Origin of the sequence: Rhizobium alarense (assembly GCF_021555155.1) — a bacterium.
Lineage (GTDB): Bacteria > Pseudomonadota > Alphaproteobacteria > Rhizobiales > Rhizobiaceae > Rhizobium_D > Rhizobium_D alarense.
In genome coordinates this window covers 1-16,465 of record NZ_JAKGBU010000007.1, presented here as the reverse complement: position 1 = coordinate 16,465, position 16,465 = coordinate 1, and the positions used below count along the sequence as shown (strand labels likewise).

Below are 16,465 nucleotides of genomic sequence, written 5' to 3'. Positions count from 1 at the left end.
CGTCGCGGCCGCCGCGGCGCCGAGCGCGATGAAATCGCCGAGTTCCGGCTTCACACCGCTCGCCCCCGTTGCAAGCGCAAAGACGAGGTCGCCGTCGAGCGCGGTATGGGCCGGCCAGAGCGCGCGGGCAAAACCGTCATGTGCCGAGATGGCGAGCCGCCGCGCCTCCGCCTTGCCGAGCACCGCATCGGTCGCGATCACCGCGATCGTCGTGTTCTCCGCCGCCACGGTGCCGAGCTTCGTGCGGAGGACGCGCGCGTCGGCGGGCAGCGGATGCGGCAGGCCGAGACCGCCGAATTCGCCGTGCTCCTCGAAGGGGGCCGCCCAGAAGTGCCGCGTCGTGCCGATCGTCGCCGAGCCGAGCGCGTTGACGGCAACGAGTGCGGCGACGGTCACGCCGTTCGGCAGGACCGCCGAGGCCGAGCCGAGGCCGCCCTTGAACGTTGCCGTCAGCGCGCCGGCGCCGGCGCCGGCCGTGCCGGTCGTGAAGGATCTGCCGGCCGCAAGCACTGCCCGGTGGCCGATCTCGCGATAGGGCGGATAGCGCCCCCAGTCCTTGTCGCCGCCATTCGCGAGGTCGAAGAGGATCGCCGCCGGCACGATCGGTACCCGCAGGCCGCCGACGGCGAAGCCGCGCCCCATCTCGCGCAGGGCCGCCTGCACGCCGGACGCCGCATCGAGCCCGAAGGCCGAGCCGCCCGACAGCACGATCGCGTCGACGCGCTCCACCGTGTTGTGCGGCGCGAGCAGGTCGGTCTCCCGCGTGCCGGGCGCGCCGCCCATGACCGCGACGGCGGCCACGGCGGGTTCCTCGCAGACAACGACCGTCACACCGGACTTTAGCCGGCTATCGTCCGCGTTGCCGACCAGAAGTCCGCCGACGTCGGTCAGACGGTTCGCGGGGCCGGGCCGCATCACTGGCCTTGGCTCTCGCCGGCCGCCGGGCGGAACGCGCCCTGGCGCCATTCGAGAAGGCGATAGGGATTTTGCCGCAGCTCATGGCCGGCCCCGAAGCCGACCGTGCCGATGACCGTCGGAAACGTGCCCTCCAGCAGCGCCGCCGCGGCCGGCCGGTTTTCCACCGTGGCGACCTCCGCGGCCTTCGCCGCGACCGTCCAGGCCGCATGGGCGGGCAGCACGTATCCTTCGGCGACGAGCCCGGTCTCCGCCATGCGCGCCGCCACTTCGCGGCCCTCCGGCAGGTCTTCATAGGGCGGCAGGGTGATCGCGAGCACGCCGTCCGGCATGGCGACGCGCTGGTCCGCCGCCATCAGGGCCTCGCCGCCGAGGAGCTGCAGCGGCCGCCCCTCCGCTGCCGCGTCGCGCGCGATGATCGCGGTATCGGTGCGATCACCGCCGACGAAGACGCGTGTCGCGCCGGTGCCGGCAAGGCGGCGCACGAGCGCGATCTGCTGTTCCTGCGCCGGCCGGAACGTATCGACGAAGACCGCCTTCATGCCGGTTTCCTCGAGCTTCAGGCGGATCGCCTCGACGAGTTCGCGCGCGTGGATCGTGCCGTCGTCGATGAGTGCGAAGGGTTCGGCGCGCCAGTCGCGCAGAATGATCTCGACGGCCTTGTCCGCCTCGGCGGCCGGTGCGGGCGCCAGGCGGAAGAACGGCCAGCCCTTCTTCAGCGCATCCTCCATCAGGATGCCGGAGCGCACCGAAAGGGTGATGGCCGGGATGCCCGCCTCCGCGAGCGCCGGCAGCGCCTGCTGCAGGCTCTCGGTGCACAGGAAACCGATCGCCGCGACCGCTTCGGCCGCAAGGATCGTCCTGGCGACGCCGGCGCCGCCGTTCTCCTCGCAGCTTTCCTCGACGACGGTCACGTCGCTGCCGGCGGCACGCGCGGCAAAGCGCGCACCGTCCACCACCTGCCGGCCGAGAATCGCAAGCGGGCCTTCGGTCGGGGCGACCACCGCGACGGCGCCCGCCGCCGCCGCCGGACCGGCGGCGAGGGCAAGCAGGACGGCGGCGCTGCGCATTCTGTCGAGACGCATGAAATCCTCGCGGACGATCTTCGTTCAATGGGTCGCACCCTAAGGGCAGAGCCGTGGCGCTCCAAGCGAAAAGCATGCCGCCCTGTCGCCATGCAACGGCTCCCTGACGCTCCGGACGCCGCTTTCGTCTTCCAAGCCGATAAAATGCCGGCCATGGGGCTTACAATTTTCTTCATTTCTTCCATTTATCACTTCTGATCGAGGGAGATCGCCGTGTTGGACAAACTCATGCTGGACCCGCCGCTTTATCGCGATGCCATGGCGCGTTATGCCGGCCATGTGCAGATCGTGACGACGGCGCATCAGGGCGAGCGCCGCGGCGTGACGATCACCGCCGCCTGCTCGGTCTCCGACAGTCCGGCGATCGTGCTTGCCTGCCTCAACGCGTCCAACCCGAAAAACGACGTCTTCACCCGCAGCGGCCGTTTCGCGCTGAACACGCTCGGCGCCCACCAGGCGCATCTCGCGGACGCCTTTTCCGGCCGCGAACCGCTGACGGTCGACGAGCGTTTCGCGCTCGGCTCCTGGGGCGAACTGGTGACCGGCGCGCCGGTGCTGACGGATGCCCTCGCGGTGTTCGATTGCGCGCTGGTCGAGGTCAAGGTCATGGCGACGCACATGATCCTGTTCGGCGAGGTCCGCGCCGTGACCTTCGGCCCCGAAAATCCCGCGCTCGTCTATATGGACCGGGCCTACCGCACGCTATAAGGTCTCTCCCCGATGGAGGAACCCCTTGGCCTACCAGACCGGAACGCTGCCGCGTTCGATCGACGAAACGCTTGAAATGCTCGCCGGCCGCGACTATCTCGCCGGCCGTTCGCTCGCCACCGTGCTCTTCCTCGCCCTGAAGATGAAGCGGCCGCTCTTCCTCGAAGGCGAGGCGGGCGTCGGCAAGACCGAGATCGCCAAGGTGCTTGCCGCCGCCCTCGGCCGCAGGCTTATCCGGCTCCAGTGCTACGAGGGGCTCGACGTCGCCTCCGCCGTCTACGAGTGGAACTATCCGGCGCAGATGCTGGAGATCCGCCTCTCCGAGGCCGCCGGCCTGACAGATCGCGACCGCATCGAGGCGGACATCTTCTCCGACCGCTACCTGATCCGCCGGCCGGTGCTGCAGGCGCTTTCCTCCGAAGGCGGCGCGCCGGTCTTCCTGATCGACGAGCTGGACCGCACCGACGAGGCCTTCGAGGCCTTCCTGCTCGAGGTGCTGTCCGACTACCAGGTGACCGTTCCCGAACTCGGCACGATCAAGGCCGCCGAGCCGCCGATCGTCATCATCACGACGAACCGCACGCGCGAGGTGCACGACGCGCTGAAGCGCCGCTGCCTCTATCACTGGGTCGACTATCCGAAGGCCGGGCAGGAACTGGAAATCATCCGCCGCAAGGTTCCGGGCTGCAACGAGACGCTGTCGCGCCAGGTCGTCGCCTATGTGCAGAGGCTGAGGACGCTCGACCTCTTCAAGAATCCCGGCGTCGCCGAGACGATCGACTGGGCGACGGCGCTGACCGAGCTCGACCGCCTGGCGCTCGATCCGGAGACCGTGTCCGACACGCTCGGCACGCTGCTCAAGTACCAGGACGACATCGCGCGCATCGACGGCGGCGAGGGCCGGAAGCTGCTGGACGACGTGAAGGCCGATCTGCGGGCGGCGGTCTAGGCGATGGAGCCGGCACCGGGCGACGGTCTCGTCATGCCGCCTGCGGCAGCCGGCGACGGGCGCCTCGCCGACAACATCGTGCATTTCGCCCGCGCGCTGCGCAAGGCGGGCCTGAGGATCGGCCCGGCGGCGGTGGCGGACGCCATCGAGGCGGTGGAGGCGATCGGCATCGGCGAGCGCGACGAGTTCTATGCGGCGCTGCACTGCACCTTCGTCAAGCGGCATGAGGACCAGGCGGTCTTCGACGAGGCGTTCCGGCTGTTCTGGCGCTCCCGCAATCTCGTGGAAAAGATGATCGCCATGATGTCGCCGGTGCTTGCCCGCGACGAGGAGCGTGAAGCGCGCAAGGCCGGCGAGACGCGGGTATCGGATGCGCTGTTCGGCGGCCAGCAGGAGCGCACGCGTGAGCGCGCCGAGCCGGAGATCGAGATCGACGCCCGCTTCACCGCCTCGGTCAGCGAAATCCTGCGCCGCACCGATTTCGCCCAGATGACGGCCGCCGAACTCGCCGAGGCGAAGCGCGCCATCGCGCGCCTCGTGCTCCCGGACGACGCGGTGCGCACGCGCCGCTATCGCCCGACGAGCCGCAAGGTGACGGTCGACGCGCGGGCGACGATCCGCCACGCGATGCGCAGCGGCGGCACCCTGATCCTGCCGCGCTACCGCGCGCCGCGCCGCGTGCATCCGCCGCTGGTGGTGCTTGCGGATATTTCCGGGTCGATGAGCCAGTACACGCGCATCTTCCTGCATTTCCTGCACGCGCTGACCGACAGTCGCCGGCGCGTTCATACCTTCCTCTTCGGCACGCGGCTCAGCAACGTCACGCGCCAGATGCGCAGCCGCGATCCCGACCAGGCGGTGGACGACTGTTCGCGCGCCGTGGCCGACTGGTCGGGCGGCACGCGGATCGGCGAGACTTTGAAGGAATTCAACCGCCTCTGGTCGCGCCGGGTTCTCGGCCAGGGCGCCGTCGTGCTTCTCATCACCGACGGGCTGGAGCGGGAGGACATCGCGCTCCTGTCGGCCGAGATGGGCCGGCTGCACCGCTCCTGCCGGCGGCTCGTCTGGCTGAACCCGCTGCTGCGCTTCGAGGGGTTCGAGGCCCGCGCCCGCGGCGTGCGCGCCATGCTGCCGCATGTTGACGAACTGCGTGCGGTACACAATCTAGAAGCCATGGCCGATCTCGTCGCCGCGCTTTCGGGCGAGGGCGGCAAGGTGGCCGATCCGCGGCGTTTCCTGGAGCCGGCATCGTGAGGAGCATCACATGGAACATCTGGGCGATACGCTCGATCCGCTCGCCGTCGCAGAGCGCTGGGCCGGCGAGGGCCGCGCCGTGGCGGTCGCGACCGTTGTCGAGACCTGGGGTTCGGCGCCACGGCCGGTCGGCAGCCATCTGGTGATCGACGCGGACGGCAATTTCCACGGATCCGTCTCCGGCGGCTGCGTCGAGGGCGCGGTCATCACCGAGGCGATGGACGTCCTCGAGACGAAGAGGCCCCGCATGCTGGAATTCGGCGTCGCCGACGAGACCGCCTGGCGGGTCGGGCTTTCCTGCGGCGGGCGGATCCGCGTCTTCGTGGAGCGGCTCGGCTGATGGACGCTGATATCCTCAAGGTGCTCAATGCGGAACGCCGCGCCCGGCGCGCGGCGCTGCTCGTCACCGACACGGCGGACGGCGACAGTCGCCTGATGGGCGAAAACGACGCGGGGGACGATGCGCTGGGAGAGGCGGCACGGGCCGCTTTCCGCTCCGGCAAATCCGCTCTCGTCGAGATCGACGGCCGCGCGCTGTTCCTCAACGTCTATCTTCCGCCGGCCCGCATCGTGGTGATCGGCGCGGTGCATATCAGCCAGGCGCTGGCCGCGATGGCCGGTGCCGCCGGCTTCGACCTGACGATCGTCGATCCGCGCACCGCCTTCGCGACGGAGGAGCGGTTCGCCGGTGCCGACCTCGTGGCCGACTGGCCGGAGGATGTGCTGAAGGACCGTCCGCTCGACGCCTATACCGCCCTGGTCGCGGTGACCCACGATCCGAAGATCGACGACTTTCCGATCGTTGCGGCACTTCGCGCGGGCTGTTTCTACGTCGGCGCGCTCGGCAGCCGCAAGACCCACGCGCGGCGCATCGAGCGCCTGACGGGGGCCGGCCTGACGCCCGGGGACCTGCAGCGAATCTCCGCCCCGATCGGCCTCGACATCGGCGCCGCCAATCCGCCGGAGATCGCCGTCGCGATCCTCGCCGACATCATCCAGGCGCTCCGGCGGCGAAACATCGGAAAGGCGGGCGCCGCATGATCTACGGTGACGTTTTGGCCGGCGCGGCGGTGGGCGCGATCCTTGCCCACGGCGTGCGGGCAGACGGCCTGTCGTTGTCGAAGGGACATCGGCTGAGCGAGGCGGACTGCGCGCGACTGGTCGCTGCGGGCGTTGCGAGCGTCGTCGCCGTCCGGCTCGACGCAGGCGACGTCGACGAGGACGAGGCGGCCCGGCGCATCGCGGCCGAAATCGATCCCGCCCACCTGCGCTTCACGCCGGCCGCGACGGGCCGCATCAATCTGCATGCGACCGTCAACGGCCTCTTCGTCGCGGAACGCGACGTCATCGACCGCTTCAACCGCATCGATCCGGCGATCACGATCGCCACCTTGCCCGACCACAGCGCCGTTTCGGCGGGCGACATGGTGGCGACGATCAAGATCATTCCGCTCGCCGTCGCCGGTGCGGCGGTGGCGCGTGCCGCTGCGGTGTTCGCTGAGGCACGCCCGCTTGCGCTCAAGCCGTTCCGGGCGCGCCGGGTGGCGCTGGTCGCGACCACGCTGCCGTCGCTCAAGGTGTCCGTGATGGACAAGACCCGGCGCCTCCTGGAGCAGCGGCTGTCGCCCTCCGGCAGCGTGCTGAGCGGGGAAAGCCGTGTTGCCCACCGCACCGGCGATCTCGCCGGCGCGCTTGCGGCCGCGGTGGACGGCAATGACCTCGTGGTGGTCTTCGGCGCCTCGGCCGTCGCCGATGCGAGGGACGTCATCCCGGCCGCGATCGAGGCGGCCGGTGGCACCGTTGAGCATGTCGGCATGCCCGTCGATCCGGGAAACCTGCTCGTTCTGGGGCGGATCGGCGCGGTGCCGGTGCTCGGCGCCCCCGGCTGCGCCCGCAGCCCGCGGGAGAACGGGTTCGACTGGGTGCTCGCGCGCATCCTCGCCGACGAGCGGCCGGGCCGGATGGAACTGACCGGCATGGGCGTCGGCGGCCTGCTCGCCGAAATCCCGTCGCGTCCGCGGCCACGCGCGCAGGAGGAGCGGCCGGCTCGCGCCGCGGCGGTGGCGATCGTCGTGCTGGCGGCCGGCAGGGCGCGCCGCATGGGCCCGGACGGGCACCACAAGCTGCTTGCGGAATTCGACGGCGTGCCGCTCGTCCGCCGCTCGGTCGAGACCGCGCTTGGTGCGCGTTGCGGGCGCGTCGTGGTGGTGACGGGCCACCGGGCCGACGAACTGGAGGCGCGGCTTGCCGGGCTCGACGCTGCGATCGCCCGCAATCCGGACCATGCCCTCGGCATGGCATCGTCGCTGAAGGTCGGGCTGGCGGCCGCCGGCCGTGACTGTGACGGCGTGCTCGTCATGCTCGCCGACATGCCGAACGTTTCGGCCGGCGACCTGCAGCGGATGACCGCCGCCTTCCGGGCGGCAGGCGGCCACGCGGTGGTGCGCGCCGTGTCGGGCGGCAAGCGCGGCAATCCGGTGATCCTGCCGCGCGCGACCTTCGCCGCGGTCGACCGGCTGGAGGGCGACGTCGGCGCCCGTCACATCATCGAGACGTCCGGCCTCGACGTGGTCGACGTGGAGATCGGCGCCGGCGCGCATATCGACGTGGATACGCCGGAGGCGGTGGTCGCTGCCGGCGGAGTATTGCGGGAGTAGGGACGTGGACAACGACGCGATCGAGGAGATGTTCGAGGCCCTTGGGCCGGTGACGATCAGGCGCATGTTCGGCGGCAAGGGCATCTACCGTGAGGGCCTCATCGTTGCGCTCGAGGTGGACGACGAAATCCTGCTGAAGGCGGACGCGGAAAGCGCCCCGGCCTTCGAGGCCGCCGGCTGCCGGCAGTGGGCCTATGCGGGCAAGAAATCGGGGCGGCCTGTCAAGATGCCCTACTGGAGCATTCCGGACGATGCGCACGACGATCCGGATGTCATGGCGGAATGGGTCCGCCGCGCCTTCGACGCGGCGTTGCGCACCCGGTCCTGAGCCGGCCCCGGAACGGCGGGACAGGGACCTCTGCCGGACGGGAAGTCCGGATCCGTAAACTTGACTTTGTTGGTCAACTTGTTCCATAGCAACAGGACGATGGAGGCATTCCCGGCTGCGGGACCGATTGCGGCCATCGGGGGTTGATCGGTCGCGACGGGGCGATTCCCGGTCGTGCCGCATGCGTCAGAGTGGGGTCCAAGGTGCGCAGCAGTTCACGTCGTTTCTCCGTGCTTTTCGCAGGCACGGCGCTTTCGCTCGCTTCTTCCTTCATCTCTCCCGCCGCTGCGCAGGACATGCCGGCCGCGACGACGGATACGGCTGTCGATGCGACGACGCTCGAGCAGATCACCGTCGACGGCGAGCGCGGCGACGACGGCGTCGCGGACACGCCTGCCGCCGTCTCCTCGGCGGATGCCGAGGCGGTGCAGGACCGCTATGCCGGCAATATCAACAACGTGGTCCGCGCGACGCCCGGTACCTTCACGCGCGAGGCGGGCGATCAGCCGGGCGTCGTCGTCAATATCCGCGGACTGCAGGGCATGGGCCGCGTCAACAGCATGATCGACGGCGTGCCGCAGACCTTCCGCAACCTGTCCGGCCACGGCGGCACCTTCGACAACATGCTCTATGTGGAAGAGAACATGCTGGTCGGCGTCGATGTCGCGCGCGGCGCGGTGTCCGGCGCCGAGGGCATGGGCACGCTTGCCGGCGCGGCGAACTTCCGCACGCTCGAAGTGGACGACGTGCTGCTGCCCGGCCACGACTACGGCATGATGACGACGCTCAGGGCCGGATCGAACGGTTTCGACTTCTCGCGGCTGTTCGCAGGCGGTCTTCGCCACGACTATGGCGGCGAGGGCGAGATCAGCGCCGTCGGTGCGATCAGCGACACGAAGAAGAGCGCCTACGAGAACGGCAACGGCGAAATCTACCCCTACGGCGGCGACCAGCATCCGAAGTCGGGGCTTTTCAAGGTGAACCTCGCGCCGAACGCCGACCACGACCTGACGCTCGGCGGCATCTGGTACGACAACGAGTTTCTGCCCGGCAGTTCCGGCTACAACTGGCTCGTCGAGAACCAGACCTACACGGCGAAATACGCCTACCAGCCCGGCAGCGACCTTATCGACCTCAAGGCCAACGCCTATCTCAACATCACCGACATCGCCTTCGACGGCACGAACGGCAATGTCAGCGAGTTCGACGGCCGCGAGGGGCGCAACACGACGACCGGCTTCGACGTCTCGAACCGCATGCGCTTCGATCTCGCCGACGATACCGAGCTGACGCTCTTCTACGGCGGCGCCTACAGCCACGACGACTATGACGGCAACGAGGACGCCGGCGCGAACCCGGACGGAACGCTCGTCAAGTCGGGCGTCTTCGGCGAGGCGACGATCAGCCGCGGCATCTTCGACGTCACCGGTGGCCTGCGCTACGACGGCTGGTCGCTGGAGGGCATCAGCGGCATCACGGCGGCGGGGACCGACGGCTGCCCGGCCGGCGGCTCGCCGTGCCCGGGCGAGCATGTCGAGCGCTCCGGCGGCGACTGGAGCCCGAAGGTGACCGTCGCGGCGCGGCCCTTCGACTGGCTGCAGCCCTATGTCACCTATGCACACACGACGCGCCCGCCGACCGCCTCGGAAATGTTCTATCCGGGCGGCCACAATTTCGACGGTACCAGCGACCCGATCAACAACAACCTCAATCTCGTGCCCGAGCAGAGCCGTGGCTGGGACATCGGCATCAACCTGACCGGGCAGGACCTCCTGCAGAGCGGCGACAGCGCCTGGCTGAAGGTCGGCTATTTCCACAACAGGATCGAAAATTACATCACCTACGACATCGACACGGACGGCGAGGCGCGGTGGGTCAACACCGAGGGCACGACGGTCATGCAGGGCGTCGAGGTGGAGGGCGGCTATGACGCCGGGCGCTACTATGCCAACTTCTCGCTGACGATCGCCGATACCGACCAGCCGCACAACGAGCTCACCGGCGGCGTTTCGGATGTGGGCACGCTGCCGGACGACTTTTTCACGGTCGATGCCGGCTTCCGCGCCTTCGACGAGGCGCTGACCATCGGCGGTCGGGTGCGCTATGTCGGCAAGAGCACGCAGCTCTTCAACGGCGAGACGGACGCCTATCATCTCGGCAGCTACACGCTGTTCGACGCCTATGCGACGTGGAAGATCAACGAGACGGCCAAGCTGTTCGTCAATGTCGAGAACCTGTTCGACCGCAGCTATATGCGCGCGACATCGGGCTTTGCCGACAACTACTCCGGCATCGACAACGGCCGCGGCCGCACGATCATCGTCGGCGCGACGGCGCGGTTCTGAGAAAAGACGGCGGAATCAAGCGCCGCGCAGCGCCTTCACGGCATCGGCGGCGAAGCGGGAGAGCGGCTGCGGCAGCGCATCGAGCGGGAACCAGCCGTATTCCGGCAACGTCTCCGGCTCCATGACACGCGGCTCGCCGGCGGCATCCAGCGCCCGGTAGATCATCGACAGCCAGTGCTGCCCGTCGACCAGCTGTTCGGAAATGCAGAGGAAGTCGAGGGAGCCGAGGACGAGGCCCGATTCCTCTTCGGCCTCGCGGCGCGCCGCGTCGGCCGCACGCTCCATATGGTCGACCTTGCCGCCGACGATGCTCCAGTGACCGGCCTCGGGCGGGCGGGCACGCCGGTAGAGCAGCAACGTCTCCTCGCGCAGGATCGCAACGCCGCAGCCGACGCCGGGAAAATCAAGACCGGGCAGGGACATGGCGCGGCGGAATCAGGCCTTGCCGGCAATCAGCATGAAGGCCGGAATGTCGTCGCCGAAGCCGACCGGCGTCGGGCCGTCGTCGTCGTCGCGGCGGTAGCGCCGGTTGTTGTTGTTGCGGCGGTCGCGGACATCGTCGTTCGCCGGACGCTGGTTGCGCACCGGCTGGTTCTGTCTGTTCTCGCTCTGGCGGTCCGCTTTCACAGCTTCGTTCCCCATGTCCGGCCCCTTTGCATTGCCCTGAGTATCGTCCCTGCGGGTGTCAGTCTTGTGACTGGCCGCCGGACGATCCCTGTCCCGTTCCCGGTCGCGATCCCGATCCTTGTCGCGCTCGCGTCCGCGGCCCTTGCGGGGACGCTCGCGCTCCTCGCTCTCGGCGGCGGGCGGCAGGCTGTCGAGATCGCCATCCAGCCATTCGACCTTCTTGTCGATCAGCTTTTCGATCGCATCGGAGAACTTGGTGTCACGCTTGGTGACGAGGGTGAAGGCTGCCCCGGAACGGCCGGCGCGGCCCGTGCGGCCGATGCGGTGGACATAGTCCTCCGCATGGATCGGCACGTCGAAATTGAAGACGTGGCTGACGTCGGGAATGTCGAGGCCACGCGCCGCGACGTCGGACGCGACGAGCAGTTTGATGTTGCCGTCCTTGAAATTCGCCAGCATCGCCATGCGCGAGCGCTGGTCCATGTCGCCGTGCAGCGCGCCGACGGAGAAGCCGTGGCGGTCGAGCGAGCGGAAGAGATCGGCGACGTCCTTCTTGCGGTTGCAGAAGATGATCGCGTTCTTGAGTTCTTCCTGCGCCTTGATGAGATCGCGCAGCGTCTGGCGCTTCTCGTAATCCTTGCCGTGGGTGGCGACGAAGCGCTGCGTCACGGTGGTGGCGGTCGAGGAGCGGACCGACACTTCGAGACGTTCCGGGTTCTGCAGGAAGCGGTCGGCGAGCTTCTGGATCTCCGGCGGCATGGTTGCCGAGAAGAAGAGCGTCTGGCGCGTGAAGGGGATGAGCTTGGCGATTCGCTCGATATCCGGGATGAATCCCATGTCGAGCATGCGGTCGGCCTCGTCGATGACGAGGATCTCGACGCCGGACATCAGCAGCTTGCCGCGTTCGCAGTGGTCGAGCAGCCGGCCGGGCGTGGCGATCAGCACGTCGGCACCGCGTTCGAGCTTGCGGTCCTGTTCGTCGAACGACACGCCGCCGATCAGCAGCGCGATGTTGAGCTTGTGGTTCTTGCCGTATTTCTCGAAGTTCTCGGCAACCTGCGCCGCGAGTTCGCGCGTCGGTTCGAGGATCAGCGTGCGCGGCATGCGCGCCCGGGCCCGGCCCTTTTCAAGCAGCGTCAGCATCGGCAGGACGAAGGACGCGGTCTTTCCCGTGCCCGTCTGCGCGATGCCGAGAATGTCGCGTCGCTGCAGGGCCGGCGGGATGGCACCCGCCTGGATCGGAGTGGGGATCGTGTAGCCCGCGTCCGTGACGGCGGAAAGAACTTTTTGGCTCAGGCCAAGATCTGAAAAAGTGGTCAAAGGGAAATCTGTTTCCGTTCGCGTTTGCGCATGCGCAAGATGAGTGCTCCGCATCGGGAGCAGGATGGAGCCGCACATAGGCTGAAAGCGCCGGAAAGTCAAGGAAATGCGGCGCACGCGCCGTTTCGCAAGCAAAGCGAAGGCGATTCGCGTGGCGGGGCGGCTGCAACGGGCGGCGCGCGCCTCATTCCATGAACGAGGTGAGCTTCATGCCGGCCGTCAGGAAACGCATCGGATCGACCGCCCGCCCGTCGCGGCGCACCTCGTAATGCAGGTGGGGCCCGGTCGAGCGGCCGGTCGTGCCGGAGAGGCCGACGCGGTCTCCCGCCGCGATCGCGTCGCCGACATTCACCGAAACCCTGGAGAGATGCGCGTAGCGGGTCGTCAGGCCGTTGCCGTGGTCGATCTCCACCATGTTGCCGTAGCCGCCGTTGCGCCCGGCGGTCGTCACGATGCCGTTGCCCGAAGCGTGGATTTCCGTGCCGGTGCGGGCGCGGAAGTCGATGCCGGCATGCAGTGCCAGGCGGCCGAGAAACGGATCCTTCCGGTTGCCGAAGCGGCTGGTGATGTCGGCGCCCGGCGAGGGATTGCCGAAGGGAATCTTCCGGGCGGCGCGGCGCACCGTGTCGAGCCGCTCGAGCGCCGTGTCGAGATCGCCGAGCGATTCCTCGAAGGCGTCGCTCGGCAGGGGATCGACATAGGGGCCGCCGATCGCCAGCGCGTCGCTGCCGCCTTGCGCCACGTCGAAACCCGTGCCGCGCAGGATCGTCTGGATGGCGTCGGCCGTCTGGGAGGCGCCGCTCGTCAGCGACTGGATGCGGTCGATCTGGTCGCGTTCGATCGTCTTCAGCGACAGCGTGACCTTCGAGAACATGCGGTCGGCGCGATCGGCGACCGATTCGCCGATCGCCGCATAGCCGCTCGGCGCCGGCAACGCCTCGTCCGCCCCGAGGCGCGCGCTGTTGGGCGTGGTGACGCGGTCGATCGCCTTTAGCGCGTCGCTCGCCTGGGCGCGGCGCTGATAGGCGAGGGGATTTTCCTCCGGAACGGGGATGCCGTCGGGATCCGCGACGCCGGCATCCGAAGCGCGGTTGATCAGCGAATCGAGCTTGCCGTTGCGTTCGCTGAGCGCCATCTGGCGGCGCAGCAGTTTCTCAACCTTTTCCTCGACGACCTGCTGGTCGAGCAACTGCCGGCTGGTGACGCGGTCGACCTGGGCACGCAGCGCCGAGATGCGGTCCTCGTATTCGTGCTGCATGCGGGCCTGGCGCGCCATGGTCGCGCCGATCAGGTCGTCGCGCAGCACGAGATAGGAGGTTGCGGCGAGGTAGCCGACTGCGAAAAGGCCGATAAGGGAGGCCCCGGCTGCGGCCATCCAGGGGCGCACCGTCATGTGCCGCACCCGGTCGCCGCTTGCGAGAATCAGGACATGCTGCTGCTCGCGCTTGCCGAAAACTCGGTTTTCCGGACGCTCCGCCACTCGCTACCCCCAACACCCGTGATTCCACGCGATCTCTGGCGGGGATTACACACTGTTAAGGTTAACAAAGCCTTGAGTTGAGTGCCGGTTCAGCTCTGGCTGACCGAGACGAGCGCACGGTAGAAGGAGGGCGTCAGGCCCGCTTCGGCGCGCGCCACATCGTTGAACGGCGCCTTCAGCGGTCCCCGGAAATTCGCCCTGACAAGCGCCTTGAACGTTGCCGACGGGTCTTTCCGTTCGCGCGCGCAAAGGAAGCGGAACCATTTGGCGCCGACCGCCACATGCCCCTTCTCGTCGTTGTAGATGACGTCGAGCACCTCGGCGCTTTCCATGTCGCCGGTCTCGCGCATCTTCATCTGCAGGGTCGGCGTCACGTCGAGCCCGCGCGCCTCCAGGATCAGCGGCACGACGGCAAGCCGCGCCGTCAGGTCGTTGCGCGTGTCGTGCGCCGCCTGCCAGAGACCGTCATGTGCCGGGAGGTCGCCGTATTCGGCGCCGAGATCGCGCAGCCGCTGCCGGACCATGCGAAAGTGCTTCGCCTCCTCGTAGGCGACCTGCATCCAGCCGTCGAAGAAGGAATGCGGCACGGGCTGGTTTGCGAACCGCGCGACGATGTCGAGCGCGAGGTCGACGGCGTTGAGCTCGATATGGGCGAGCGCATGGAGCAGCGCGATGCGGCCCTTCAGCGTGTGCAGCGACCGCTTCTCCATATGCTTCGGCGGGATGAGGTCCGGTTTTTCCGGCCGGCCGGGACGGTCCGGCAGCATCGGATCGCGCGGCGAGCGCAGCGAGAGCCGGCGGGCGAACCAGCGCCCGGCGGTCTCCTGCGCCAGCGCCGTCTTCATGTCGAGGTCGGCGGCGGCGATCGCCATCGTGGCGCCGCCGCGCAGGCTTTCGATTCGGGGGAGGTCCGGCGGGTCAGTCTCCTGCATGCGGCGATCCTACAGGCTCCTTGCGGCGGCGAGAACCTCTTCGGCATGGCCCGCGACCTTCACCTTCGGCCAGATGCGGGCAATCCGCCCGTCGCGGCCGATCAGGACCGTCGTGCGCTCGATACCCATATAGGCGCGGCCATACATGCGCTTTTCCACCCAGACCCCGTAGGCCTGCAGCATGTCCAGCGTCTCGTCAGAAAGCAACGGCACGCCAAGCCCGTGTTTCGCCACGAATTTGTCGTGTTTCTTCACCGGATCGGCAGAGACGCCGAAGACTTCGGCATCCGCCGCCCGGAACGCCGGCATGAGGCGCGAGAAGTCGATCGCCTCCTCCGTGCAGGCCTTCGTGTCGTCCTTCGGATAGAAATAGAGCACGACGACCCTGCCGCGCAGCGCGACGAGCTCGACCGTCGTTCCGCCGTCGCGCTGCAGCGAGAAGCCTGGCGCAAGCGCGCCGGGCGACAATTCCGCCATGACATTTCCTTTCTTTGGCCCGGATTGTGGGGCACGGGAGGGAAATTCCCGATATAATGACTTACGATGCCGCGTCCAGACCGGACCATGGCATGGAGGAACGATTGTCGAAGCGAGGCGGCGGCGCGCAAGGGAGCCCAAGGGCGGAATGAGCGAGATCCGGGGCGAGAAGGTGGTGTTCCGCAGGCGGGACATCGTCTGCATGCATGAATTGCCGTCGGCGCAGGCCTACGAGCCGATCGTGCTGCATGCGACGGACGGGCCGGGCTTCTTCGGCGTCTGCTGGCGGATCGCTGCCGGATGTGTCGCGCTGGCCGTCATGCTCGGCCTTCTCGTCTTTGCCGTCATCGAGGGAGGATTGGCCGATGCGTCCCTCAACAGCCGGGCGATCGAGGCGCTGAATCGCGCCGTCGGCCCGGACTACACCGTCTCCGTCGAGCGCACCGTCCTGCGCTTCTCGCAATACGGCAAGCTCACGCTGCGGGCCGAAAACGTCTCCTTCGTGACGGCGGCCGGCGGCCGGAGCCTCGCCTCGACGTCCGCCGTCGCCATCGCGCTCGACCCGCTTGCACTCATCGGCGGCCGCGTCGTCGCCTCCAGCATCGCGGTGAACACGGTCGCCGTCGATCCGTCCCTGCTGCCGAAGCGGCAACCGGTCGACCTCACGGCATTGCGCGTCGGATCGGTGCCGGCGCATCTCGAGGGTCTTTTCAAGGCGCTGGATGACGTGGACGCCATGGTGTCGCGCAGCGGCCTGGAGACGGTGACGATCGCCGATCTCGCGTTTCCGCTCGCCGCTCGCTCCGGCGCCACGGTGCCTCTCGTCGTGGAGAGCCTGACATTCACCCGGGACGCAGACGACGGCATCGCGATCGACGGGCGCGTGTCGATCGCCGGCGAAACGGCAACGCTCGCCGCCCGGGCGGCCCGCAGCGGTCGGGCGATCGCCGGGCTCGACGCCTCGATCGAGGGCGTCGCGCTCGGTGCGCTGCTGATGGAATATGCCCCCGGCGGCGAGCGGCATTCGGGGCCGGATCTCGTGGCGCGGGCCGAGGTGAAGGGCGAACGCGCCATCCAGGGCGCAAGGCCCGCGCTTGCCGTTACGGTGGAGGCTTCGGACGGCCTGTACTATTTCGGCGGCGATGCGACCCGCATCGGCCCGTCGCGCGTCGCCCTCTATTACGATTTCGACCGCGAGGCGGTGGAGATCGCGCCGTCCGTCATCAAGGCCGGTCAGTCGGCCTTTCCGCTGACCGGTGCGATCGTCGATCTCGACCGGATGCCGGGAGCAGGCGAGCCCGGATATGCGATCGACCTCCTGGTCCGTGACGCGGAGAGCGCCCCGATCGATACCGCGGAGAAATCCGTGCGGTTCGACCTGAAGGCGA

The 16,465-nt window shown here is 68.5% G+C and carries 15 protein-coding genes and 1 pseudogene; 9 read left to right on the top strand and 7 right to left on the bottom strand.

Annotated features, from left to right (window positions below; all coding sequences use genetic code 11):
- Together LXM94_RS03545 and LXM94_RS03540 are read right to left on the bottom strand one after the other, a co-directional pair.
- On the bottom strand, window positions 1–918 hold a 918-nt coding region (locus tag LXM94_RS03545; RefSeq protein WP_235769767.1), incomplete at its 3' end, for a P1 family peptidase.
- Complete coding sequence (locus LXM94_RS03540; RefSeq protein ID WP_235769766.1) at window positions 915–2,000, bottom strand: ABC transporter substrate-binding protein; 1,086 nt, start codon at window positions 1,998–2,000, stop codon at window positions 915–917. The genes LXM94_RS03540 and LXM94_RS03545, both read right to left, overlap by 4 nt.
- A gap of 228 nt (window positions 2,001–2,228) precedes the next feature.
- On the opposite strand from LXM94_RS03540, the gene LXM94_RS03535 reads away from it, so the two are divergent.
- The 8 genes from LXM94_RS03535 (at window position 2,229) to LXM94_RS03500 (ending at window position 10,241) form a co-directional block, all read left to right on the top strand.
- Entirely contained in the window at window positions 2,229–2,708 is a 480-nt protein-coding gene (locus LXM94_RS03535) for a flavin reductase (protein ID WP_268965005.1), read from the top strand.
- Between the two features lie 76 nt (window positions 2,709–2,784).
- Entirely contained in the window at window positions 2,785–3,657 is an 873-nt protein-coding gene (locus LXM94_RS03530) for an AAA family ATPase (protein WP_408015580.1), read from the top strand.
- A 3-nt stretch (window positions 3,658–3,660) separates the two neighbouring features.
- The gene (locus tag LXM94_RS03525) at window positions 3,661–4,911 is read left to right on the top strand and encodes a vWA domain-containing protein (protein WP_235769763.1); all 1,251 of its coding nucleotides are present in this window, start codon (window positions 3,661–3,663) and stop codon (window positions 4,909–4,911) included.
- Window positions 4,912–4,921: 10 nt separating this feature from the next.
- Complete coding sequence (locus LXM94_RS03520) at window positions 4,922–5,251, top strand: XdhC family protein (protein WP_235769762.1); 330 nt, start codon at window positions 4,922–4,924, stop codon at window positions 5,249–5,251.
- Entirely contained in the window at window positions 5,251–5,952 is a 702-nt protein-coding gene (locus tag LXM94_RS03515) for an XdhC family protein (protein WP_235769761.1), read from the top strand. Before LXM94_RS03520 ends, LXM94_RS03515 begins: the two co-directional genes overlap by 1 nt.
- Window positions 5,949–7,568 carry an NTP transferase domain-containing protein gene (locus tag LXM94_RS03510; protein WP_235769760.1) on the top strand — a complete coding sequence of 540 codons (1,620 nt, stop codon included), beginning with the start codon at window positions 5,949–5,951 and terminating at the stop codon, window positions 7,566–7,568. The genes LXM94_RS03515 and LXM94_RS03510 overlap by 4 nt, the downstream gene beginning before the upstream one ends.
- A gap of 4 nt (window positions 7,569–7,572) precedes the next feature.
- Window positions 7,573–7,896: a TfoX/Sxy family protein gene (locus LXM94_RS03505; RefSeq protein WP_235769759.1), complete on the top strand. Its 324-nt coding sequence runs from the start codon at window positions 7,573–7,575 to the stop codon at window positions 7,894–7,896.
- Between the two features lie 203 nt (window positions 7,897–8,099).
- Window positions 8,100–10,241 (top strand): TonB-dependent receptor domain-containing protein, encoded by a 2,142-nt coding sequence (locus tag LXM94_RS03500; protein WP_235769758.1) that lies wholly within the window; start codon window positions 8,100–8,102, stop codon window positions 10,239–10,241.
- A gap of 15 nt (window positions 10,242–10,256) precedes the next feature.
- Here the strand turns inward: LXM94_RS03500 and LXM94_RS03495 are convergent, their stop codons facing one another.
- The 5 genes from LXM94_RS03495 to LXM94_RS03475 form a co-directional block, all read right to left on the bottom strand.
- Window positions 10,257–10,664 carry an NUDIX domain-containing protein gene (locus LXM94_RS03495; RefSeq protein WP_235769757.1) on the bottom strand — a complete coding sequence of 136 codons (408 nt, stop codon included), beginning with the start codon at window positions 10,662–10,664 and terminating at the stop codon, window positions 10,257–10,259.
- 12 nt (window positions 10,665–10,676) lie between these two features.
- Entirely contained in the window at window positions 10,677–12,188 is a 1,512-nt protein-coding gene (locus tag LXM94_RS03490; RefSeq protein ID WP_235769756.1) for a DEAD/DEAH box helicase, read from the bottom strand.
- A gap of 184 nt (window positions 12,189–12,372) precedes the next feature.
- A complete protein-coding gene (locus tag LXM94_RS03485; protein WP_235769755.1) occupies window positions 12,373–13,668 on the bottom strand; it encodes a M23 family metallopeptidase in 1,296 nt (431 codons plus the stop codon).
- A gap of 89 nt (window positions 13,669–13,757) precedes the next feature.
- Window positions 13,758–14,600, bottom strand: a complete 843-nt coding sequence (locus LXM94_RS03480) for a ferritin-like domain-containing protein (RefSeq protein WP_235769754.1) — start codon at window positions 14,598–14,600, stop codon at window positions 13,758–13,760.
- 9 nt (window positions 14,601–14,609) lie between these two features.
- Entirely contained in the window at window positions 14,610–15,077 is a 468-nt protein-coding gene (locus tag LXM94_RS03475) for a peroxiredoxin (RefSeq protein ID WP_235769753.1), read from the bottom strand.
- Window positions 15,078–15,225: 148 nt separating this feature from the next.
- Here LXM94_RS03475 and LXM94_RS03470 point away from each other — a divergent pair.
- Window positions 15,226–16,465, top strand: a pseudogene (locus LXM94_RS03470) (DUF3971 domain-containing protein); the annotation flags it as partial.